Annotated in this window: 20 protein-coding genes; 8 read left to right on the forward strand and 12 right to left on the reverse strand. The window is 67.5% G+C overall.

All coding sequences use genetic code 11. The annotated features are described in order from the left end of the window. The 10 genes from LT948_RS22670 to LT948_RS22715 all read right to left on the reverse strand — a co-directional run. Positions 1 to 503 (reverse strand): MlaD family protein (locus tag LT948_RS22670; protein ID WP_232197121.1); only part of this gene is annotated, 503 nt, incomplete at its 3' end. Continuing rightward, the gene (locus LT948_RS22675) at positions 496 to 1116 is read right to left on the reverse strand and encodes a paraquat-inducible protein A (protein WP_003144230.1); all 621 of its coding nucleotides are present in this window, start codon (positions 1114 to 1116) and stop codon (positions 496 to 498) included. The genes LT948_RS22670 and LT948_RS22675, both read right to left, overlap by 8 nt. 661 nt (positions 1117 to 1777) lie before the next feature. Beyond that, entirely contained in the window at positions 1778 to 3361 is a 1584-nt protein-coding gene (locus LT948_RS22680; RefSeq protein WP_033995513.1) for an aldehyde dehydrogenase (NADP(+)), read from the reverse strand. A gap of 128 nt (positions 3362 to 3489) precedes the next feature. Continuing rightward, positions 3490 to 4485, reverse strand: a complete 996-nt coding sequence (gene araD1 / locus LT948_RS22685) for an AraD1 family protein (protein WP_023125997.1) — start codon at positions 4483 to 4485, stop codon at positions 3490 to 3492. A 27-nt stretch (positions 4486 to 4512) separates the two neighbouring features. Beyond that, the gene (locus tag LT948_RS22690; protein WP_003111006.1) at positions 4513 to 5688 is read right to left on the reverse strand and encodes an L-lyxonate dehydratase; all 1176 of its coding nucleotides are present in this window, start codon (positions 5686 to 5688) and stop codon (positions 4513 to 4515) included. A gap of 30 nt (positions 5689 to 5718) precedes the next feature. After that, complete coding sequence (locus tag LT948_RS22695; RefSeq protein WP_023091831.1) at positions 5719 to 7041, reverse strand: MFS transporter; 1323 nt, start codon at positions 7039 to 7041, stop codon at positions 5719 to 5721. Between the two features lie 188 nt (positions 7042 to 7229). Then, the gene (locus LT948_RS22700) at positions 7230 to 8480 is read right to left on the reverse strand and encodes an OprD family porin (protein ID WP_023125999.1); all 1251 of its coding nucleotides are present in this window, start codon (positions 8478 to 8480) and stop codon (positions 7230 to 7232) included. 172 nt (positions 8481 to 8652) lie between these two features. After that, complete coding sequence (locus tag LT948_RS22705; protein ID WP_023126000.1) at positions 8653 to 9666, reverse strand: 4-hydroxythreonine-4-phosphate dehydrogenase PdxA; 1014 nt, start codon at positions 9664 to 9666, stop codon at positions 8653 to 8655. Beyond that, positions 9663 to 10622, reverse strand: a complete 960-nt coding sequence (locus LT948_RS22710) for an amidohydrolase family protein (protein WP_033995514.1) — start codon at positions 10620 to 10622, stop codon at positions 9663 to 9665. Before LT948_RS22710 ends, LT948_RS22705 begins: the two co-directional genes overlap by 4 nt. Further along, positions 10615 to 11940: an MFS transporter gene (locus LT948_RS22715; RefSeq protein ID WP_009315749.1), complete on the reverse strand. Its 1326-nt coding sequence runs from the start codon at positions 11938 to 11940 to the stop codon at positions 10615 to 10617. The genes LT948_RS22710 and LT948_RS22715 overlap by 8 nt, the downstream gene beginning before the upstream one ends. A gap of 266 nt (positions 11941 to 12206) precedes the next feature. Between LT948_RS22715 and LT948_RS22720 the strand changes: the two genes are divergently transcribed. The 8 genes from LT948_RS22720 to LT948_RS22755 all read left to right on the forward strand — a co-directional run bounded on the left by LT948_RS22720 (position 12207) and on the right by LT948_RS22755 (position 19448). Further along, on the forward strand, positions 12207 to 13220 hold the full coding sequence (locus tag LT948_RS22720) for a Bug family tripartite tricarboxylate transporter substrate binding protein (RefSeq protein ID WP_016254174.1): 1014 nt from the start codon (positions 12207 to 12209) through the stop codon (positions 13218 to 13220). A gap of 27 nt (positions 13221 to 13247) precedes the next feature. After that, positions 13248 to 13778, forward strand: a complete 531-nt coding sequence (locus LT948_RS22725; RefSeq protein WP_073657407.1) for a tripartite tricarboxylate transporter TctB family protein — start codon at positions 13248 to 13250, stop codon at positions 13776 to 13778. Next, positions 13775 to 15295, forward strand: coding sequence for a tripartite tricarboxylate transporter permease (locus tag LT948_RS22730; protein ID WP_003089051.1), 1521 nt, complete (start codon positions 13775 to 13777; stop codon positions 15293 to 15295). The genes LT948_RS22725 and LT948_RS22730 overlap by 4 nt, the downstream gene beginning before the upstream one ends. 67 nt (positions 15296 to 15362) lie before the next feature. Further along, positions 15363 to 16310 carry a LysR family transcriptional regulator gene (locus LT948_RS22735; RefSeq protein ID WP_003089050.1) on the forward strand — a complete coding sequence of 316 codons (948 nt, stop codon included), beginning with the start codon at positions 15363 to 15365 and terminating at the stop codon, positions 16308 to 16310. 81 nt (positions 16311 to 16391) lie between these two features. Beyond that, the gene (locus tag LT948_RS22740; RefSeq protein ID WP_003089049.1) at positions 16392 to 16868 is read left to right on the forward strand and encodes a hypothetical protein; all 477 of its coding nucleotides are present in this window, start codon (positions 16392 to 16394) and stop codon (positions 16866 to 16868) included. Between the two features lie 297 nt (positions 16869 to 17165). Further along, positions 17166 to 17972: an ABC transporter substrate-binding protein gene (locus tag LT948_RS22745; protein WP_003124678.1), complete on the forward strand. Its 807-nt coding sequence runs from the start codon at positions 17166 to 17168 to the stop codon at positions 17970 to 17972. Between the two features lie 80 nt (positions 17973 to 18052). Further along, a complete protein-coding gene (locus LT948_RS22750) occupies positions 18053 to 18769 on the forward strand; it encodes an amino acid ABC transporter permease (protein ID WP_003110997.1) in 717 nt (238 codons plus the stop codon). Between the two features lies 1 nt (position 18770). Continuing rightward, positions 18771 to 19448, forward strand: coding sequence for an amino acid ABC transporter permease (locus tag LT948_RS22755; protein WP_003089043.1), 678 nt, complete (start codon positions 18771 to 18773; stop codon positions 19446 to 19448). 15 nt (positions 19449 to 19463) lie between these two features. On the opposite strand, the gene LT948_RS22760 is transcribed toward LT948_RS22755, so the two are convergent. Both LT948_RS22760 and LT948_RS22765 read right to left on the reverse strand, forming a co-directional pair. Beyond that, a complete protein-coding gene (locus tag LT948_RS22760) occupies positions 19464 to 20348 on the reverse strand; it encodes a DUF1911 domain-containing protein (RefSeq protein ID WP_003132094.1) in 885 nt (294 codons plus the stop codon). 125 nt (positions 20349 to 20473) lie between these two features. Further along, complete coding sequence (locus tag LT948_RS22765) at positions 20474 to 22069, reverse strand: EAL domain-containing protein (RefSeq protein ID WP_073657406.1); 1596 nt, start codon at positions 22067 to 22069, stop codon at positions 20474 to 20476. Positions 22070 to 22089 lie beyond the last annotated feature (20 nt).

Consider the following 22089-nt stretch of genomic DNA (forward strand, 5'->3'; position numbering starts at 1 on the left):
GAGCCCAGGCGATCGGCCTTGAGGGTCAGGTGCAGGCCGGGCAGCCTGTCGGAAAGGGGGGGCGGCTGCTTCAGCGCGGTGAAGTTGCGTTCTTCCTTCTCGCCCTTCACCGGATCGACCGCGATGTAGACGCCAGATACCAGGGTTTCCAGGCCGGTGACGCCAGCCAGGGAAACCCGCGGCTTGACCAGCCAGAAGCGGGTGTCCTTGCTCAGGTACTGGCGCGCCTCCTTGTCCATTTCGATGGTGGCCACCACGCCCTTGATATCTTCGCTGACATCCAGCGCGACGACCTTGCCGACCGCGATGCCCTTGTACAGCACCTCGGTCTTCTTCGCCTGGATGCCATCGCTGCTCTCGAAGCGCACCTGGATCAACACCCCTGCCTGGTCGTAGGCGCGCCAGCCCAGCCAGGCCCCGATAGCCAGGGCCACCAGCGGCAGCACCCAGATCGCCGACCAGTTCGAGGTCTTGTGTTTCTTCGGGCTTGGCAAATCACTCATTCTCGTCGTCCAGATTGGTGTTGTCCCAGATAAGCCGGGGGTCGAACGTCACGGCGGCGAGCATGGTGAGCACCACCACGCTGGCGAAGGCGGCGGCGCCGAGATTGGCCTCGATGCTCGCCAGGTTGCCGAAATTGACCAGCGCCACGAGGATGGCGATGACGAAGATATCGAGCATCGACCAGCGCCCGACCCATTCGATGAAGCGGTACATCATGATTCGCTGGCGGGCCGACATCGGCTGGTGCCGCTGCACCGAATAGAGCAACAGGGCGATGCCGACCAGCTTGAAGGTGGGGACGACGATACTGGCGACGAACACCACCAGGGCGATGGGAAACATGTCGGCCTGGATCAGGGTCACGACCCCGCCCATGATGGTCGCCGGGGAGCCCTTGCCGAGCATGTTGACGGTCATGATCGGCAACAGGTTGGCGGGAACGTAGAGAATCATCGCCGAGATCAGCAACGCCCAGGTACGGGCGATGCTGCTCGGCCGCCGAGGATGCAGCTTCGCGCCGCAGCGACTGCAACGCGGATGCTCGTTCCCGTCGGCGCGATTCAACTGGTGGCACTCGCCGCAGACCAGAATGCCGGCATCGATCGCACGCATTGTCGTTCTCCAGGATCTCTGCCGGGACGGTGATGGTTTGTCGTCGTCCAGCGCGGCGGCCAACCTGTGCCTTGCCCGGCAGGGAATGGGCACGGGGAAACCACCTGTCGGGGGAGGCTGCCGTCGGAAGACGATTCTGTTCGGGGCGTTACAGCGATGGCATGGGTTCGGCCACTCACGCGCATCAGTTGTCCGCTCGGCTCGATCTGGCCAGGCTGGGCCGGACTCGCTATTCATGCCGCTTGGACGACGATCGAGCGCTGGGATCGCATGATGCTTATATAGTTCACATGAGTCAATATTGTCTCATGTGTTTTTCACCATCGCGCTATACGGAGCCAAGCGGCGATCCTGCCAGGGGGGCATCATGGCATTCGCCACGGAAGGAAGGACCCCCGGAGAGATTGTGGCGCGCCTCCTGTCTCATGCCGATGCAAGTGGCGGTATCGGCCGAGAATCCCTCGACACCGAGAAGCGGCTTTTCCGCGTCCAGGCATGGGACGATAGGAGCACTCGGGTAGCCCTGGATCGATACTCGCTTTGCTCATTCGGGGTACAGGCAGGAACACCGGCGGGCCTCTTCCGGGGCTCCTCCAGTGTCCTGCTGCACACCTCTGAGGCTCCGATATCCTCCGACCCTCGTCTTTGCCCGGTTCCTCTTTCAGTCAATCGCCGCCCGCGTCTCAACCCCGTCCACCAACCGCGCAATCCCCAATGGGTTGCCATCCTTCAGCGCTTCCGGCAGCCACGCGTCCGGGTAGTTCTGGTAGCACACCGGGCGCAGGAAACGGTCGATGGCCAGGGTGCCCACCGAGGTGCCGCGGGCGTCCGAGGTGGCCGGGTACGGGCCGCCGTGGACCATCGCGTCGCAGACTTCCACGCCGGTCGGATAGCCGTTGAGCAGCAGGCGCCCTGCCTTCTGTTCCAGTAGCGGTACCAGGTCGGCGAAGGACGCCAGGTCTTCCGCTTCGGCAATCAGGGTCGCGGTGAGCTGCCCGTGTAGCCCATGCAGCGCGCGCTTCAGTTCGGCGTGGTCGGCGACCTCGACGACCACGCTGGCCGGGCCGAAGACTTCTTCCTGCAGCAACTCGTCGCCCTCCAGCAGCAGGCTGACGTCCGCCTGGAACAGTTGCGGCCGGGCCTGGCGGCCCTCCTGCGGCTGCCCGGCGAGGTGGCGGACGCGCGGGTGGGCGTGCAGCGCCGCCAGGCCTTTTTCATAGCTGGCCAGCGTGCCGGCATTGAGCATGGTCTGCGCCGGCTGGTCGTCCATGCGGGCGGCGAAGCGTTCGAGGAACGCCGAGAATTGCGCAGAGCGGATGCCGATGACCAGCCCGGGATTGGTACAGAACTGGCCGCAGCCGAGCACCACCGAGGCGCTCAGTTCGTCGGCCACGGCCTCGCCGCGCTTCTTCAGCGCCGCCGGCAGCAGCACCACCGGGTTGATGCTGCTCATCTCGGCGAACACCGGGATCGGTTGCGCCCGGGCGGCCGCCATGTCGCAGAGGGCGCGGCCGCCCTTCAGCGAACCGGTGAAGCCGACCGCCTGGATCGCGGGATGGCGGACCAGCCGCTCCCCTACTCCGCCGCCGTAGATCATGTTGAACACGCCCGCCGGCATGCCGGTGCGCTCGGCCGCGCGGAGGATCGCCGCGGCGACCCGTTCGGCGGTGGCCATGTGTCCGCTGTGTGCCTTGAACACTACCGGGCAGCCGGCGGCCAGGGCCGCGGCGGTATCGCCGCCGGCGGTGGAGAATGCCAGGGGGAAGTTGCTCGCGCCGAACACCGCCACCGGGCCGAGGCCGATCCGGCACTGGCGCAGGTCGACGCGTGGCAGCGGCTTGCGTTCGGGCCGGGCGCGGTCGATGCGCGCGCCATGGAAGTCGCCGCGCCGCAGGACTTCGGCGAACAGGCGCAGCTGGCCGCTGGTGCGGCTGCGTTCGCCCTGGATGCGCATGGCCGGTAGCGCGGTTTCACGGCAGACGATGGCGACGAAATCATCGTCCAGTGCGTCGAGTTCGGCGGCGATGGTATCGAGGAATTCCGCGCGGCGGCTGGCCGGCAGTTGCCGGTAGTGCGGGTAGGCGCTGGCGGCGGCTTCGGCGGCGGCGTCCACTTCTTCCGGGGTGGCTTGCACGAAGCGGTACGGCAGCGCCTCACCGCTGGCGGCGTCGAGGCTTTGCAGGAAGAGCGTGCCGGCCGCGCTGCGGGCGCCGCCGATGAAGTTGTGTCCGAGGATGGCTGTCATGTCGACCTCATACAGGGGAAGCCCCGCCGGGGATGGCCGGCGGGGTTGGAGCCGAGGCTCCGCAGGAATGAAGGAAACCGTGCCGCGGGTCTCTCGTGGAGCTCCGGCCTATGCACGGCGGTGGGGCTTCAGAGCGCTACCACCCGCCCCGGCGTCAGTGCGGTCTCGACGGCGGCGATGCCATTGCGCAGCGGCGCGCCGAACTCGGCCATGGCGATCTCGAAGACATCCCCCGGAGCAGCCTTGATCCCGTCGGCGAAGGACAGCGTGGCGGTACCGAAGTAATGCACGTGGACGTCGCCCGGACGGAGGAACTGCGCGTACTTGAAATGGTGGTACTCGAGGTTCTCCAGGCTGTGGCACATGTTGTCCTCGCCGGAAAGGAACGCCTGCTGCCAGAGCACTTCGCCGTCGCGCAGGATCCGGCTCTCGCCCTGCAGGTGGCGCGGCAGTTCGCCAACCCGCAGCTCCGGCCCGTAGCAGCAGGCGCGCAGCTTGGAATGCGCCAGGTACAGGTAGTTGCGGCGCTCCATCAGGTGGTCGGAGAACTCGTTGCCCAGGGCGTAGCCGAGCCGATAAGGCCGGCGGTCATCGCCGATCAGGTAGAGCCCGACCAGCTCCGGCTCCTCGCCGGCATCCTCGGCGAAGGCCGGCAGCGGGAAGTCCGCGCCGGGGCGCACGACGATGCCGCCGTCGCCCTTGTAGAACCATTCGGGCTGCGCGCCGACCTGGCCCGCCGGCGGCTTGCCGCCCTCCAGGCCCCACCTGAAGATGCGCATGGTGTCGGTCAGCGCGGTCTCGTCGCCCTGGTTCTGCTGGTGCATGCGGTCGCGCGTCGCGGCGCTGCCCAGGTGGGTCAGGCCGGTGCCACTGACCAGGCAATGGGCCGGGTCGTCATGATCCAGCGGCGGTAGCACCCTTCCCTCCTCCAGCAACCCGGCATAGTCCGGGCCTGGCTCGCTGCCTCGGCGCAGCACCTCGTCGTGCAGGCCGATGCCCGCGCGAATCGCCGCCAGCCCCAGTTCGCGCGTGCTGCGCACGCCGCGCAGCACCTGTATCCCGGCGCCTTCGACGACGCCGACCCGGCGCTGCCCTGCCCGGTCCTCGAATTGAATCAGCCGCATCTCGGCTCCTCCTGTGGGCTCCGACTATCACTCGATGATGATGAAATCCTTGAGGTGCTCTTCGGATATCTCCAGGCCCAGGCCGGGCTTGTGGTCGTCCAGCTGGATATAGCCGTCGACCGGCTGCGGCTCGCCCTTGAACACGTAGTAGAACAGCTCGTTGCCGACCTCGACGTCGAACACCGGGAAGAACTCGGCCATCGGCGAGGCGGTGCTGGCCATGGTCAGGTGATAGTTGTGCAACTGTCCGGCGTGCGGGATCACCGGCACCGACCAGGCCTCGGCCATGGCGTTGATCTTGCGCGCGGCGGTGATCCCGCCGACGCGGTTGGTGTCGTACTGGATGACGTCCACCGCGCGGCGCTCCAGCAGGTCCTTGAAGCCGTGGCCGGTGAATTCGTGCTCGCCGCCGGAGATCGGCATGATCCCCATCTTCTTCAGCTCGACGTAGCCCTCGATGTCATCGGCGATCACCGGCTCCTCCAGCCAGCGCGGTTCGAACTCGGCGAGCTTCGGCAGCATCCGCCGGGCGTATTCCAGGGTCCAGCCCATGTAGCATTCGAGCATGATGTCGATGTCCGGCCCGGCCAGTTCGCGTAGCGCGCGGACCTGCTCGATGTTCCTGCGCATGCCCGCCGGGCCGTCCTTGGGGCCATAGCCGAAGCGCATCTTCAGCGCGGTGAAGCCCTGGTTCAGGTAGCCCTGGGCCTCTTCGAGGAAGGCGTCGAGGTTGTCGTTGGCGTAGAGCTTCGAGGCGTAGGTCCAGATCTTCTCCTTGGTGCGACCGCCGAGCAGCTTGAACACCGGCTTGTTCACCGCCTTGCCCATGATGTCCCAGATCGCCAGGTCCACCGCCGAGATGGCTGCCATGCCGATGCCCTTGCGGCCCCAGGCGTGGGTGCGGCGATACATCTTCTGCCAGATGTACTCGTTGTCGAACGGGTCTTCGCCGATGCAGATCGGCGCCAGGTAGAGGTCGACGATTTCCTTCGCCACGCGCGGCGCCAGGGCGCAGTTGCCGATGCCGACGAGGCCGTCGTCGGTCTCGATCTCCACCACCAGCCAGCCGTGGAAGCGGAACGAGCCCATGGCGTCCCCTTTCTCGAACAGGATGTCGCTGGCATTGGTGCAGAAGTGCGCCTGCGGCGGGACGACCTTGCCCTTCCATTCGAAGACGCGGGTACGGACGGATTTGATTTTCATGTCGCAGCTCCTATCGGTGCGTAGTGTGGGTCAGCCGGCCTGCCGCGCTCGCAGCGGGACGGACGGCGATCCGGAGGTCTTCAGCCGGGCCAGCAGGCAGGCGCCGAGCAGGCCGACGGCGGCCAGGGCGAACATGCCGGCGCGCGGGTCGGCGAACTGGCTTTCCATGAGGGTCTTGAGGTTCGGCGCGACGAAGCCGCCGAGGTTGCCCAGGGAGTTGATCAGGGCGATGCCGCTGGCCGCGGCCGCACCGCTCAGGTAACCGGTGGGAAGGGTCCAGAACAGCGGCTGCACCGAGACGAAGCCGGACGCGGCGAAGCAGAAGGCGATCACCGCCAGGCCCAGGTTGCCGGCCAGCGCCGAGGCGGCGATGCCGGCTGCGGCCATGCCCAGCATGGCCACCGCGAGCTGGCGGTGCAGGCCGCTGCGATCGGCCTGGCGGGTCACCAGGCGCGTTACCACCAGGGCGCAGACCCAGGGAATCGCGGTGATCAGGCCTACGTTCAGGCCGACCTGGCCGTCGAGGAAGCTGGCGATGCGGGTCGGCAGGTAGAACACCACTCCGTACACGCTCATCTGGATGGTGAAGTAGACCAGGCAGAACTTCAGCACCTGGCCGCTGCGCAGAGCGCTGAGGAAGCCGTGCGGGCCGCGTGCCTGTTTGCGGGTGTCTTCTTCGGCCAGCTCGCCTTCCAGCGCCCGCTTCTGCTCGTCGCTCAGCCAGCCGGCATCGCGCGGGCGGTCGACCAGGTAGAAGTAGGCGGCAATGCCGACCAGCGAGGCCAGCAGTCCCTCGGTGACGAACAGCCACTGCCAGTTGGCCAGGCCGAAGATGCCGTGGAACTCCAGCAGCCAGCCGGACAGCGGACCGCCCAGCACCAGCGCCAGCGGCAGGCCGAAATAGAACAGGCCGAGCGCCTGGGCACGGCTGCGCTGCGGGAACCAGTAGGTGAGGTAGAGGATGATGCCGGGGAAGAAGCCCGCCTCGGCGACGCCCAGCAGGAAGCGCAGGACATAAAAAGTCATGGCGTCGTCGGCGAACATCATCGCCGCCGAGACCAGGCCCCAGGTGACCATGATCCTGCACAGCCAGACCCTGGCGCCGAGGCGGTGCAGCATCAGGTTGCTGGGTACCTCGAAGCAGGCATAGCCGATGAAGAAGATGCTCGCGCCGAACGCGAAGGCGGCATCGCCGAGGCCGGTGTCGGCTTGCAGGAAGGCCCGCGCGTAACCGACGTTGGCCCGGTCGATGAAAGCCAGTACATACATCAGGACCAGGAAAGGCAGGAGACGCAGGCGGCTGGTGGCGATCGCCGAGGACAGCAGCCTGGCGTGGTCGTTCATGGCGCTCATGGAGGGCTTCCTTCTTGTTGTTGTTGTTCGACGCGGAGGCGGCATGGCCGCTTGCGTTGGGCCGACTGTAGCCAGGCCGCTCCCGCGCGGATAATCACTTCTGCGCATTCATCGATAACCCCAGGCAATACCTTTTCACCAATCAGCCAATCGCCGGTTATCGGGCAGCAGCGAGAGCGGCCCTGCGCTCAGAGCAGCGGCAGGGAATACGAGAGGATCAGGCGGTTCTCGTCGACATCGGCGGCATGGTTGGACCGCAGCATGGCGTTGCGCCAACGCAGGCCGAGGTTCTTCAGCGGGCCGCTCTGGATCACGTAGGCGACGTCCACGTCGCGTTCCCAGGCGCGGCCGTCGTCCATCGCCTTCGTCCGGGCATGGGCGCCGCTGGCGTAGCGGGCCATGGCGGTCAGCCCGGGAATGCCCAGGGCGACGAAGTCGTAGTCGTAGCGCAGTTGCCAGGAGCGCTCGCCGGCGCTGGTGAAGTTGCGCACCTGGATGTCGTTGACCAACGGCGTGCTGGTGCCGGCGATGTAGATCATCCCGTCGTCGCCGTACATGCGCTGGTAGCCGGCGCCGAGGCTGTGGCCGCCGCGGGTCGCGCTGAAGAAACCGGTCAGCGCGCGATTGTCCAGTTCACCGAGCTTCGCGGCACCTTCGTCGCGCGTGTCGAAGAGCCCGACGCTGGCGCCCAGGCGCCAGCCGCCGAAGCTCTGCTTGTGGCTCAGGCTGTAGTAGTCCTGCCGGTAGATGTCTTGCAGCCGCGCCTGCCACAGCCCGACCTGGCTGCGCTCGGCATTGAAGCGGTATTCCGCGCCCAGGTAGTCGAAACGGTCGGAGAACGCCCCGCCACGCCCATCCACCGAGAGGTCCTGGTGGTCGCTGGAGTTGCGCTGGCTGAGCGAGCGCATCTGCCCGCCGTGCAGGGTCAGGCCGGCGATTTCCCTGGAGGTCAGCATGCCGCCCTGGAAGGTCTGTGGCAGCAGGCGGCCGTCGTTGCGCAGGAGGATTGGCAGTTCCGGCAGCAGTTCGCCGAGCTTCAGCTCGGTATTCGACAGCTTCAGCTTCGGCGCCACGCCCAGTCGCGCGTAGTCGTCCGCTGCGCGTCCGTCGGCGTGGCGTGGCAGCAGCCCGGAGCCAGCACGATCAGGGCTGCTGTCGAGCTTCAGGCCGAGCTGGCCGATCAGCTCGACGCCCAGGCCCAGGGTGCCCTGGGTATAGCCGGACTTCGCCTGTAGGAGAAAGCCTTGGGCCCACTCCTCCTGCTTCGACTGCGCCGCGCCGGGCTGGCGGAAGTCGCGATTGAAATAGAGATTGCGCAGGCCGAGGCTGACGCTGGCGTCTTCGATAAAGCCCTCGGCGCCGGCGAGCGACGGCAGGCCGGCCAGCAGGACCGGGGCGAGCGAGGCGGATTTCAGCAGGTTCGGAGCGGAACGGGTCATTGTTGTTTTTCCTTTTCCCAGGCCGAGGCGAGCCGTGGAGCGCTGCGGCTCCAGGCGATGTGTCTCTCGTCGAAGGTGCGACGCCTCCTGCCCCGCCGCGACGGTACAGGGAGGCGCCAGGGAGCGCGTTACGAAGGGGCGGCGCTCTGGTTGTCGCGTCGCATGCAGGCGATCAGGCTTTGCGCCTGCCCATCCGGCAGGCGATCTCGAACGCCTGGCGGGTGGCGCCGACGTCGGCCCTTCCCTGCCCGGCGATATCGAAGGCGGTACCGTGGGCCGGCGTAGCGATGGGGATCGGCAGGCCGCCCTGGACGGTCACGCCGCGGGAGAATCCCATCAGCTTGATCGCGATCTGCCCCTGGTCGTGGTACATGGTCACCACCGCGTCGAAGGCACGGGCGTCGCCCTGCACTTTGAGGAAAATGGTGTCGGCGGGATACGGGCCGTCGGCGGCGATCCCCTGTTCGCGCGCCTTCCGCACCGCCGGAGCGATGATGTCCAGCTCCTCGCGGCCGAAGCTGCCGTTGTCGCCGTTGTGCGGGTTCAGTCCGCAGACGCCGATGCGCGGCCGCGCCAGGCCGCTGCGGCGCAGCGCGTCGTCGATCAGGCGGATCGCCTCCCCTACCCGCTCCTGGCTGAGCAGGCCCGGCACCTCGGCCAGGGCTACGTGGGAGGTCACCCGCGAGGTCCAGAGGTCGTCGAGGACGTTGAACTCGCAGAACGGGCCGCCGAACCCCAGGCGCTCGGCGAACCAGTGCAACTCGTCGCTGTGGTCCATGCCGGCCATGTGCAGCGAGGTCTTGTTCAGCGGGCCGAAGAGGATCGCGTCGGTCCTGCCGCTGCGGGTCAGTTCGAGGGCCTGCGCGAGGGTCTCCAGGCTGTAGCGGCCACCGACGGCGCTCGCTTCGCTGCGTGGGAACTCGCCCTCGCCCTGGCCGTGCCAGGGATGCAGCAGTGGCGTGGCGTCGGCGAAATCCAGGCTCTCCAGCGCGTCGATGCGCCGGTAGGGGAATTCGCAGCCGGCGATGCGCATGCCGCGGCGCATTTCCGCTTCGTCGGCGATCAGCACGATGTGCGCCTTCTCGCGCACCTCGGTGTCGGCCAGCAGGCGGGCGATCAGTTCCGGGCCGATGCCGGCCGGATCGCCCAGGACCATGGCCAGTCGCGGTAGGGATGGAGCGTTCATGGGGAAGTCCTCGGGTCGGGCGACGCCTGCTGCAGGCGCACGGTGTCGGGTACGGTGCGGTAGATGCGCCGCGCGTTGCTATGGAAAAGCCGTTCCTGGTCGGCGTACGGCAGGTCGGCGACGATGCGTTTGAAACCGCCATAGATGTCGTCGAACGAGCCGCACAGGCTGTCCACCGGGAAGTTGCTGGCGAACATCGCCCGCTCGATGCCGAACAGGGCGATGCTTTCGCGGACGATCCAGGCGTTGTCCTCGACGCTCCAGCGCCGGCCGGCCTGGCCGATGCCGGAGATCTTCAACGCCACGTTGGGGCATTCGGCGAAGCGCGCCATGGCCCGTTGCCAGGCGGCCAGCCCCTCCTCGCTGCGATCGGACGGCAGGCCGGCGTGGTTGAGCACGATCAGCGTATCGGGGAAGTCGCGCGCCAGGCATGCGGCCTCGGCGAGGTTCCACCAGGGTGTCTGCAGGTCGAAGTGCAGGCCGTGCCGGGCCAGCTCGGCATAGCCGCGACGCCAGCGCTCGTCGCTCATCAGGCTGCGCAGCTCGCCGACCTGTTGCGGGCGTTGCGGACCGCCGGGCTTGTGGCGGACGCTGCGGACCCGTGCGAAGCCCGCCTGCGCCGCCAGCACCTCGGCGGCGTCCGGCGCGTCCAGCCAGGCCTGCGCCACCACCGCGTGGGGCGCGCCATGGCGTTCGGCGAGGTGATGCACGAAGCGGGTTTCGCCGAGCGGATCGCGCGGGTCCCACTCGGTTTCCACGTAGACCGTCTCGACCACCCGGTGTGCGCCGACGTCGCCGAAGTAGTCCGCCGGCAGGTAGCGGCGCTTGATCGCGCTGTAGTCGCCGTAGCGGAACGGAATCTTGGCGTCCTCCGCGAGCCAGGGGTGGTAGTTCGCCTGCGGGTCCCAGAAATGATGATGGGCGTCGACGATCGGCCCGTCGTACAGCTCAGCCATGCTTTGCCTCGGTCTTGTCCAGGGAAATCAGCAGGGTGCCGGCGATGAAGGCTGCCGAGCAGAGGGCGAAGAAGCCCAGCACCGCGGCATATCCGCCCAGGTGTTGCAGCAGCAGCCCGACCAGGATCGGCACGGCGATGCCGCCGAGGCTGCCGGCCATGTTCATCACCCCGCCGACCAGGCCGACCCGGGCCGGAGCGGCGAGCAAGGCCGGAAAGCTCCAGTACAGGCTGCCCCACATCAGGAAGAAGGCGGTCAGCGCCAGCAGGGTCACGGCGGCATAGGCATCTTCCAGGCTCGGCAACAGCAGGAAGGCGACCAGCGCCGCGAGGCCCGAGACCGTCAGCAGGCCCTTGGCCGCCAGGCCGCGGCGCACGCCCTTGCGGATCAGCAGGTCGCAGAGGAAGCCGCCGACCAGGGAACCGACGGCGCCGCAGAGGAAGATGACGAAGGTCGCGGCGCCGATACCCTTGATATCGAAGCCGCGCGCCTGCGCCAGGTAGCTAGGACCCCAGGTCAGCAGGCCGAAGAACACCATGGCCCAACTGGCGCGGCCGAGGACGATACCGACCAGGGAGCGGCCGGCGATGCCCAGTCTTCCGCCGGCCTGGCAGTCCGCTTCGGCGAGCGGGGTGGAGCGGTCGGCGTTGATCCGGTCCAGCTCGGCGGCGTTGACCCCGGGATGCTCGGCCGGGTCGTCGCGCAGGTAGTGCCAGGCCAGCCAGGCCATGGCCAGGGTGGCGATGCCGGCGATGAAGAAGGCGCTGCGCCAGGAGCCGAGCACGGCGATCAGGTAGGCGATGACCAGTCCGCCGAGAGCGACGCCCAGCGGCCCTCCGCAGTCCATCAGCACGGCGCCGCGGCTGCGTTCGCTGGAGCCCAGCCACAGCGAGTTGAGCTTGCCGCCGGAGGGGAACAGCGGCGCTTCCGCCGCGCCCAGGGCGACCCGGGCGAACATCAGCGACAGGCCGCCGCTGGCGAAGGCCGCGAGGGTCTGGAAGGCTCCCCAGAGGCCGGTGGACCAGCCGATCACCCGGCGCGGGCCGTAGCGGTCGATCAGCCAGCCGCCGGGAATCTGCAACAGCGCGTAGGCCCAGAAGAAGCTGCTGAGGATCAGCCCCTGCATGCTCGGCGTGAGCTGGAATTCACCGGCGATGGTGGGCATGGCGATGGACAGCGAGACCCGGTCGACCAGGTTGATCACCGTCAGGGCGAAGACGATGGCGAAGATGCGCCAGCGGACGTTGCTGGGTTTTGCGGCAGTGGCCTTGTCCTGGGCAGGATCAGCCTGGAGCACGGCAGTCTGTGCCTGAGCCATGGGTCGTACCTCTTTTATTGTTGTTCTTGTGCTGCGGAACTGGGTTGGCAGGTCCGGCAGGCCCACTATCCGGCTTTCCATCGATAACCGTCTAATCAAAGCTGCTCATACGGCCATTTCCTACGGTTATCGCTCCAGATGTCCGACATCCGCTTCCACTCATAACCCCAGGCTATCGGTGTATGCCTTATTTTGAGTGGACGCTTATCGGTGCGCTTCGCACACTCCGCTCTACCCATAACAACAATGACAACCAGAGGTCCTCCATGCGTACCGCATATGCGCGCTCCGTCCCCTCCTTCCTGGCCGCTTGCGCCCTGCTCTGCTGCACCGCCCTGCCCGCCCTGGCGGCTGCCTGGAAACCCGAAGAGAACCTGGAGATCGTCGTCGCCGGCGGTCCCGGTGGCGGCACCGACCAACTCGCCCGTCTGGTCCAGTCGGCGATCAGCCAGAACAAGCTGCTCGAGGTCAACACCGTGGTGCTGAACAAGGGCGGCGGCAACGGCGCCGAAGCCTTCCTCGACCTGAAGCTGGCCAAGGGCAACGCGCACAAGCTGGTGATCGGCACCAACAATGTCTACCTGCTGCCGTTGGTGGCCCGGCTGGGCTACCAATGGACCGACCTGACGCCGGTGGCGGCGGTGGCCGAGGACGACTTCATCCTCTGGACCTACCAGGCGGCGCCGTGGGCGGACGCCGCGGCGTTCCTCGCCGATCTGAAGAAGGACGCGGCAGGCATGCGCTTCGGCGGCAGCCAGTCGAAGGACGTCGACCAGACTCTAAGCCTGCTGCTCGGCAAGCAGGTCGGCGGCAAGCTGACCTACATCCCCTTCAAGAGCGGCAGCGAGGCGTCCATCCAGTTGGCCGGCAGGCACATCGCCGCCAACCTCAACAACCCGGCGGAAAGCCTCAGCCAGTGGCGCGGCGGCCAGGTCCGGCCGCTCTGCGTGTTCAGCCACGAGCGCATGATCTACACCGCCAAGGTCGCTGCCGAGCAGTCCTGGGCGGACATCCCCACCTGCCACGAACAGGGCCTGGGCATCGACCAGTACCGCTTCCCGCGCACCGTGTTCCTGCCCGGCGGAGTCAGCGACGAGCAGCGCGCCTTCTACGTCGAGTTGATGCGCAAGGTCAGCCAGACCGCCGAGTTCAGGGACTATGTCGAACGCTCGGCGCTGGCGCCGACCTTCCTCGCTGGCGAGGACCTGGTGAGCTACATCGAGAAGGACCGCCAGCGCGTCATCCCGCTGTTCCAGGAAGCCGGCTGGCTTCGCCAGTAACCCGCGTAGCGCGACCAGGAGACGAACATGTCCAGCTCATCCAATGCGCCGCTGGTCGCCACCCGCTGGGTGGAGATCGGCCTGGCGCTGTTCACCGCCGCGCTCGGCGCGATCGTCATGTACGGCAGCCAGGATATCGGCATCGGCTGGGGCGACAGCGGCCCCGAGGCCGGCTATTTCCCCTTCTACATCGGCCTGCTGCTGAGCGCCGCCAGCCTCGGCAACCAGCTCATGGCCCTGTGCCGCTGGCGGGCGCTGGGTACCTCGTTCGTCGCCCGCGCGGCCTTTCGCCGGGTGCTTGCGGTGTTCCTGCCGATCGCCGCCTACGTGGCGGCCATGCCGTTCGCCGGGATCTACCTCGCCTCCGCGTTGTTCATCGCCTGGTTCATGTGGCGCGACCGCAGCCGCGACAAACCCTACGGCGTGCCGCTGATCGTCACGCTGTCCTGCGGCGCGGCGCTGGCCAGCTACCTGGTCTTCGCCGTCTGGTTCAAGGTGCCGCTGGATGCCGGAATACTGGCCGACCTCGCGGCCTTCGTCGGGAGCGCCAGGCCATGAGCGAATTCGATTCCCTGATGCAGGGCATGAGCCTGGTCCTCAGCGCCCATCACCTCGGCCTGATGGTGATCGGCGTGCTGCTCGGCATCCTGGTCGGCGTGCTGCCGGGCCTCGGTGCGCCGAACGGGGTGGCGCTGCTGCTGCCGCTGACCTTCAGCATGTCGCCGGTGTCGGCGATCATCCTGCTTTCCTGCATGTACTGGGGCGCGTTGTTCGGTGGCTCGATCACCTCGATCCTGTTCAACATCCCCGGCGAGCCCTCGTCGGTGGCCACCACCTTCGACGGCTACCCGATGGCGCGCAACGGCCAGGCCGGCGAAGCGCTGACCGCCGCCTTCACCTCGGCGCTCCTCGGGGCGCTGGTCGGCGTGCTGCTGCTGACCTTCCTGTCCACCCATATCGCTCGCTTCGCCCTGGCGTTCAGCTCGCCCGAGTTCTTCGCCGTCTACCTGCTGGCGTTCTGCACCTTCATCGGCATGAGCCGCAACCCGCCACTGAAGACCCTGGTGGCGATGACCATCGGCTTCGCCATGGCCGCCGTGGGCATGGATACCGTGTCCGGCGACCTGCGCCTGACCTTCGACCAGCCCTGGCTGCTTTCCGGGCTGAGTTTCGAGGTGGCGGTGATCGGCCTGTTCGGCATCGGCGAGATCCTCTGCACGGTGGAGGAAGGCCTGGTGTTTCGCGGCGAGCGCGCACGCATCACGCCGATGGTGATCCTGCGTACCTGGGCCAGGCTGCCGCGCTACTGGCTGACCTGGCTGCGCAGCGCGCTGGTCGGCTGCTGGATGGGCGTCACTCCGGGCGGCCCCACCGCAGCCTCGTTCATGAGCTACAGCCTGGCGCGGCGCTTCTCGAAGAACCGCGAGAACTTCGGCAAGGGCGAGGTGGAAGGCGTGATCGCTCCGGAGACTGCCGACCATAGCGCCGGCACCAGCGCCCTGCTGCCGATGCTGACGCTCGGCATCCCCGGCTCGGCGACCGCCGCGGTGATGCTCGGTGGCCTGATGATCTGGGGGCTGCATCCCGGGCCGACGCTGTTCGTCGAACAGCACGACTTCGTCTGGGGCCTGATCGCCAGCATGTACCTGGGCAACGTGGTCAGCCTGATCGTGGTACTGGCGACCGTGCCGCTGTTCGCCTCGATCCTGCGGATTCCGTTCGCCATCGTCGCGCCGATCATCGTCATGGTCTGCGCCATCGGCGCCTACTCGGTGCACAATGCCATGCTCGACGTGGTCCTGATGCTGCTGTTCGGCGCGCTCGGCTACCTGTTCAAGAAACTCGGCTACCCCATCGCCCCGCTGGTGCTCGCCGCGGTGCTCGGCGACAAGGCCGAGGACGCGTTCCGCCAGTCGATGCTGTTCTCCGACGGGCAACTCTCGGTGTTCTGGTCCAACCCGCTTGTGGCCAGCCTGACCGGCGCGGCGCTGGCGATGCTGCTCTGGCCGTTGCTGGCGCGGTGCGCCGGGGCGCTGTTCCGGCGTGGCCGGCGGAGTCTCCGGCATGCCGCCTGAGCCTGCGTCTGGCGGCGGGGTGGATTTCTTGTCACCCTGGGTCTCCCCGCCGCCAGCGAGATACGCCATGTCCCGGATTCCCGACGCCAGCATCATCCACAGCCGCCTGCGCCTGCGCCAGTTGCGCCTGATGCTGGCCCTGGAGGAACTCGGCTCGCTGCGCCGCGCCGCCGACGAGATCGGCATGACCCAGCCGGCGGCGACCAAGATGCTCCACGAGGCCGAAGACCTGCTCGGCGTCGAGTTGTTCGAGCGTTTGCCGCGCGGCATGCGCGCGACGCCTTTCGGCGAGACGCTGATCTATTACTCGCGGATGATCTTCGCCGAGCTGTCCGGGATGCGCGAGGAACTGGTTGCCCTGGAATCCGGCAACCTCGGCCGGGTCACCGTCGGAGCGATCCCGGCGCTGGCCTCGAGCCTGCTGACGCGCACCATCGCGACCCTGAAGCAGAGTCATCCACGGCTGTCGATGAGCATCCAGGTGGACACCAGCGACGTGCTGGTCCAGGCCCTGCAACAGGACCAGCTGGACGTGGTGCTCGGACGCATCCCCAGCGGCGCGCGCACCGACGACCTGGTGTTCGACAGCCTCGGCGAGGAAGAGCTCTGCGTGGTGGTCGGCGCGCAGAACCCGTTGTCGCAGGCACGCAAGCTGGACTGGGGCGAGTTGCAGGAGCTGACCTGGGTGTTGCAGCAGCACCCCAGCCCGATGCGCGGGATCGTCAACCAGGCCTTCCACAATGCGCGCATCGACCTGCCGAGCAGTATCGTCGAGACCACCTCGATCATGACCCTGCTCTCCCTGCTGCAACAGACCGACATGATCGGCATCACTCCACGCTCGGTGATCGAGGACTACCCGGGCAAGCACCTGCTGGCGATCCTGCCGATCCAGCTGGAGCCGCGCCTGCCGCCCTATGGCCTGATCACCCGACGCAACCGGGTCCACTCCTCGGCCATGCAGACCTTCATGGCCAGCGTACATGCCGAACAGGCGCGGCACCTGGCGAAGTGAGCGGCACTAGCACAAATGAGCTAATAGCCGCGAGCCGGCTGGACCTCTAACATCCTCGGGCATTTCAACGGAGTGAATGCCATGCCCTCGATCAAGCCCTTCGGTCTCGCCCTGCTCGTCCTCGGTCTCAGCGCCTGCGCCTCCCTCGGTCAGTCGGGGAATCGCGACAACGAGGTCAAGGTCGCCGCGCAGAAGCTCATCGGCCAGCCCGCCGGCAAGGCCTTCGAACTGTTCGGCAAGCCCGACCAGGGCCTCGGCCCTTCGTCCTACGGTAGCGGCGGCTTCTACGCCTGGAACCGCGTGCGGACCCACATGGGGCCGGACAAGGTCTTCATACAGACCGGCACCGAGTACGTCGGCCAGCGCGAGACCTGGGTCGGTGTCGGTGGCCAGGGGGTCGCCGGCATGGCGCCGGTGAGCAGCGAGGCGGTCTATCGCAAGACCGGCTACTACGAGAACGAGACCATCCTCGACTATTTCTGCAGCATCACCCTGTACACCGACAGCCGGGACATCATCACCAACGCCAGCGTGATCGACTGCCGGGACAGCCGCTGACGGGGCCGCCGGGCCCCGGCCTTCCTTCTCGACGACGAACCCCCGACGCGGAAGCCCTGCGGACCATGGCGTTACGCTATCGTTTTTATTTCCTTGAATCCTTGTTTTCATACCTCTTATTTCGTCTGGAAATAAGATAGATCGATTCATTCTTTTCTCCCGACCCTTGGCCCCTGCCAAACTCCCTTCGCCACGGGATACCCCCGCGCCGACATGGCGGCATTCCCATCCGGAATGTCCGCCCCACATTGCAAGGCCCTGATCGTCGATCGCGGCCGACAAGGAGCTGGAACTTTCATGAAGAAACTCCCCGCCATCACCGCCCTCGCCCTCGCCCTGATCTCCGGCCTGGCCCAGGCCGACCGCCTGGAGGACATCCGCAAGGCCGGCGTATTGCGCGTCGCGTCCTTCGACAGCAACCCGCCGTTCGGCTTCGTCGACGCCAAGAGCAAGCAGATCGAAGGCCTCGACGTCGACTATGCCAAGGCCCTGGCCGACAAGCTGGGCGTCCGGCTGCAAGTGCTGCCGACCAACCCGGCCAACCGCATCCCGCTGCTGACGGCGAACAAGGTCGACCTGGTCCTGGCCAACTTCACCATCACCCCGGAGCGTGCGCAGCAGGTGGACTTCAGCATCCCCTACTTCTCCTCCGGCCAGCAGTTCATCGTCAAGAAAGGCACCCTGACCTCGCCGGAAGTCCTCAACAAGTGGCGGGTCGGCGTGGACAAGGGCACGGTCAACGAAGGCGTGCTGCGCGAGAAGTTCCCCGGCGCCAAGGTCATCGCCTACGACGACACGCCCTTCGCTTTCACCGCCCTGCGCAACGGCCAGGTCCAGGCCATCACCCAGGACGGTCCGAAGCTGATCGGCCTGCTGGCCAACGTGCCCGACCGCGACAAGTACGAAGTGCCGCCCTTCACCATTTCCAACGACCTGATCGGCGTCGGTATTCCCAAGGGCGAGAAGTCCCTGACCGAGTTCGTCGACAAGAGCCTGCGCGAGCTGGAGCAGGACGGTCAGGCGCAGAAGATCTACGACACCTGGTTCGGTCCGCAGACCAAGACCCCGCTGGCGCGCCTGTACAAGATCGGCGACAAGAGCTGAGCGGCCCGCTTCGCCCGCACGACCCGCGCGCCTCACTTCGCTGAGGCGCGTTTTTCGTTCTACCCGACGGAATCCCGCACATGTTCGGCGAACTTCTCGCCCCGCAGTACCTGCGCTGGTTGCTCGACGGCTTCCTGCTGACCCTCGGTCTTGCCCTGCTCAGTTGCCTGCTCGCCACCCTGATCGGCGCCCCCCTGGCCATCGCCCGGCTGTCGCGCCGGCGCCTGCTGTCCTGGCCGGCGCGCGCCTACCTGGCGCTGTTCCGCAATACCCCGCTGCTGGTGCAGCTGTTCTTCTGGTACTTCGGCGTTCCCGCGCTGCTGCCGGAGGCGCTGGTGAGCTGGCTGAACACGCCGCACGAGACGCCCTTGCTCGACTGGCCGTCCTTCGAGTTCCTCGCCGCTGCCTGGGGGCTGACCCTCTATACCTCGGCTTTCGTCGCCGAGGAGTTCCGCGCCGGCATCGCCTCGGTACGCCCCGAGCAGCGTGCCGCCGGCCTCGCCCTGGGGCTGACCCAGCGCCAGGTATGGCGCGTGGTGGTGCTGCCGCAGGCCCTGCGCACGGCCCTGCCGCCGCTGCTCGGGCAGTACATGAATGCGCTGAAGAACTCCTCGCTGGCGATGGCCATCGGCCTGGCCGAGCTGTCCTACGCTTCGCGCCAGGTGGAAACCGAGACCTTCAAGACCTTCCAGGCCTTCGGCATCGCCACCCTCCTCTACATCGGCGCCATCGCCCTGATCGAAGCCTTCGGCCAGGCGTTGCAGCAGACCCGCCGCTACCGCCAGGGAGGCGCCTGAGATGGATTTCTCGGTCATCTCGGACAACCTGTCCTACCTGCTGCTCGGCGCCTACCCGGACGGCCCGCTCGGCGGAGCGGCGCTGACCCTGCTGCTGGCGTCGCTCTCCGGGCTGGCTTCGGCGGTGCTCGGCCTGGTCCTCGGCGTGGCCCTCGCGGTGCTGCCCGGCAAGCCGCGCCTGCTGCTGGTGACGTTGCTCGGCTTCTTCCGCGCAATCCCGGTGCTGATGCTGATCTTCTGGACCTACTTCCTGCTGCCGATCGTCTTCCATGTCGACGTACCGGCGCTGGCCACCGTGGTCTGTGCGCTGTCGCTGATCGGCGGTGCCTACCTCGCCCACTCGGTGTACGCCGGCATCCACAGCCTCCCCGCCGGACAGTGGGCGGCCGCCCGCGCGCTCGGATTGCGGCCGTGGCAGGTATTGCGCCTGGTGATCCTGCCGCAGGCGCTGCCGGTGATGCTGCCGTCCTTCCTCAACCAGTGGGTGTCGCTGATCAAGGACACTTCCCTGGCCTACGTGATCGGCGTCGGCGAGCTGTCCTTCGTCGCCACCCAGGTGAGCAACCGGGTGATGGTCCACCCGACGGAGATCTTCCTGTTCGTCGCCCTGCTCTACTTCCTGCTCTGCACCAGCCTCGACCTGGCCGCCGCGTTCCTCGCCCGCCGCCGGCGGGCTTGAGCGGCGGCGGGCGGCTCAGGCGTCGCCGCGCGCCCGCGCGTAGTCGACCAGGTCGCCGAGGTAATGCGGCGAGGCGCGCAGGACGCCATCGTCCCAGCCGTAGAGCACGCCCAGCGCCGACACCTCCATGGCCCACCAGCCCCAGGCGTAGGGGCCGGTCAGGCGGCGGGTCTTCTTCTGCGCCTTGGGGGAAAGCTGGAAGAACTCCCGGTACTGGCTTTGCAGGTAAGGCGCCAGCGCCTGGGCGTCGCTGCCGTCCGCCTCTTCGAAGAACGCCCGCAACTGCCCGAACGGCCGTGGATGGAAGGTTTCCTCGCTGGCGGAAGTCAGGCCGAGGGCGGCCGCGCCGAGATAGTCGAGCAGGCGGTCGGTATCGAACTGCAGGACCTCCTCGACCAGCGCCGGGATTAGCTCCTGGGCGTCGAGCAGCACGCCCATGGCGAGCAGTTGCAGCGCGAACGGGTACTGGCCGGTGCGCGGCGCCAGGGCCGGCGCCGTCTCGAAGTCGACCTCGCCCTGCTCGCGCAGGCTGTCGCGGGCGGCGCCGAGCAGCCGGCTGTAGTCCAGCCACAGCGCGGCGGTCTCCAGGTAGATGGAACGCAGTTCGGCGCCGGCCAGGCCCCGGTCGATGGCTTTGAGCAGCAGCGTGCTGGCGTTTTCCGCGGCCTGGCCCCAGGCCCAGGCGTTTTCCAGGGCTGCGTGCCCTTGCGCGGCGAATGGCTGGCGATAGCCGTGGCTCCGGGAAAACCTGTCGAGCGCGGCGATCAGTTCGCGCCAGTCGGCTTTCCAGTCGGCGAGGTCGATGTTCCTTCGCGGCGCCCGGTCGGTGCGGGCCAGGTTGCGCCATAGCGGCAGGGCTTCGGCGAGTCGGTTGTCCAGGGTGAAGGGGAATGCGTGCATGGCGGCCTGTGGTGATCGCGGCCGTTTCCGGCCGATCCGTGCGATCCGGAGTGCGGCCGTCCAGGCCGCGTCCGGTATGGACGGCCGATGCTAGCGCAGCGCGACGCCCCTGCGAAAGGCCCGCCCTAGCGGCCCGTCGGCTGGTTCCGGTAGTAGCAGAGGAAGGCCTCCAGCGGCAGTGCCTTGCCGAAATGCCAGCCCTGGCCGAGGGCCTCGGGCGAGCGGCGCAGCACGTGGTCGGCCTGGGCCTGTGTCTCGATCCCTTCGACGACTACGCCGATCTCCAGGTGCTCGGCCATCGAGCAGAGCTTGTCGAAGATCAGTTCGACGGCGCTGCTGTCGCCGATGGACTGGGTGAAGACCTTGTCGATCTTGATCGCGTCGACCGGCAGGTTGGCCAGGTAGACCAGGTTCGAATGGCCGGTGCCGAAATCGTCCACGTAGATCTTCAGGCCGAGTTCGCGCAGGCGGTTCATCCCGGCCAGCAGGCAGCCCTGGGCCTCGGTGGTGCGCTCGGTCAGTTCCAGCGCGACCTGTTCCGGGCGCACGCTTTCCCTGGCCATCTGGCGCATGGCGAAATCGATGAAACCGGGGTCGGCGATGTCCTTGCCGGTGACGTTGACACTGACGTAGAAGCTCCGCTGCTCCCTCAGCAACGGCCCGAGCTGCTTCAGGGCGCGGCGGAAGACGAAACGGGTCAGCAGTTCGATGTCGCCGCTCTCCTCCAGGGCGCCGATGAAGACATCCGGGGAAACCCGCCCCAGGCTGCTATCGGTCCAGCGCGCCAGGGCCTCGACCCCGGCGCAGCGGCCGCTGGCCAGGCGCACGATGGGCTGGTAGTGCACCTCCAGGGCCTCGCGCTTCAACGCGCGCAGCAGCCTGGCCGGCAGTTTTTCGTCGTTGAGGAAGCCGAACAGGTAGCTGAGCAGCAGCATGACGCCGAACAACAGCCCGCCGCCGATCGCCGCGGCCATGGCCGCGCGTCCGGGCTCGGTGCCAAGCAGGCCGCGTTCACGGAGAAGGGAGACCACGCAGATGTCCTGCGTCGGGTCGCACAGGCTTATCTGCCGGGCGCCGATGAAGCGCGGCCAGCCGGGCCGGCCGAGCGCCTCGAGGGGCTGGTCGTCGTCCCAGGCGAAACGGTGGTAGATGTAGTCGCCGCCGCGGCTGACGGCCGCCGCCGAGATGCCCGGGTCCGGGTGGTCGACATCGAAGTAGGCATGCGGGGCGATGAAGAGGATGGCGTTGCCGCGCCCGACCAGGCCGGAAGGCAGCATCTGCAGGGGCAAGGGCATGCCCTCCGACCAGAAGCGGGTGCCTCTGGCGTCGATCCGGTCGGGCGCAGCCAGCCCCCACGGCGATCGTAGCCGGCCGCGGACGCCGGTACAGACGATGCGATTGCCGCTGACCCGGCCGACGTCGCTCATGAAGCGCGATTCGAGCACGATGGAGCGCAGCGCCTCCAGGTCCTGGTCGCTGCAGGCCGCGGGGCCGCCGGCGTTCATCTCGTGGAGCATCTGCTCGGCCGCGGAGGAAATCTCCAGCGCCCGCTCCAGGGCCATTTCGGTGTAGGACGCCAGGTGCGCCCCGTCGTGCTGGCGATCCAGTTCGTTGATCACGAAGATCCCGCAGACACTGCCCACCAACGACGTGGTGAGCAGTATCGGCAGGATCCGCCGCCAGTTGATCCGACCCGCGGCAGCCGTTTCACGCTCGGACATACCTTCTTCCCGTCAAAAGA

Source organism: Pseudomonas sp. CP-1, assembly GCF_021213715.1.
GTDB classification, from domain to species: Bacteria; Pseudomonadota; Gammaproteobacteria; order Pseudomonadales; family Pseudomonadaceae; genus Pseudomonas; species Pseudomonas aeruginosa.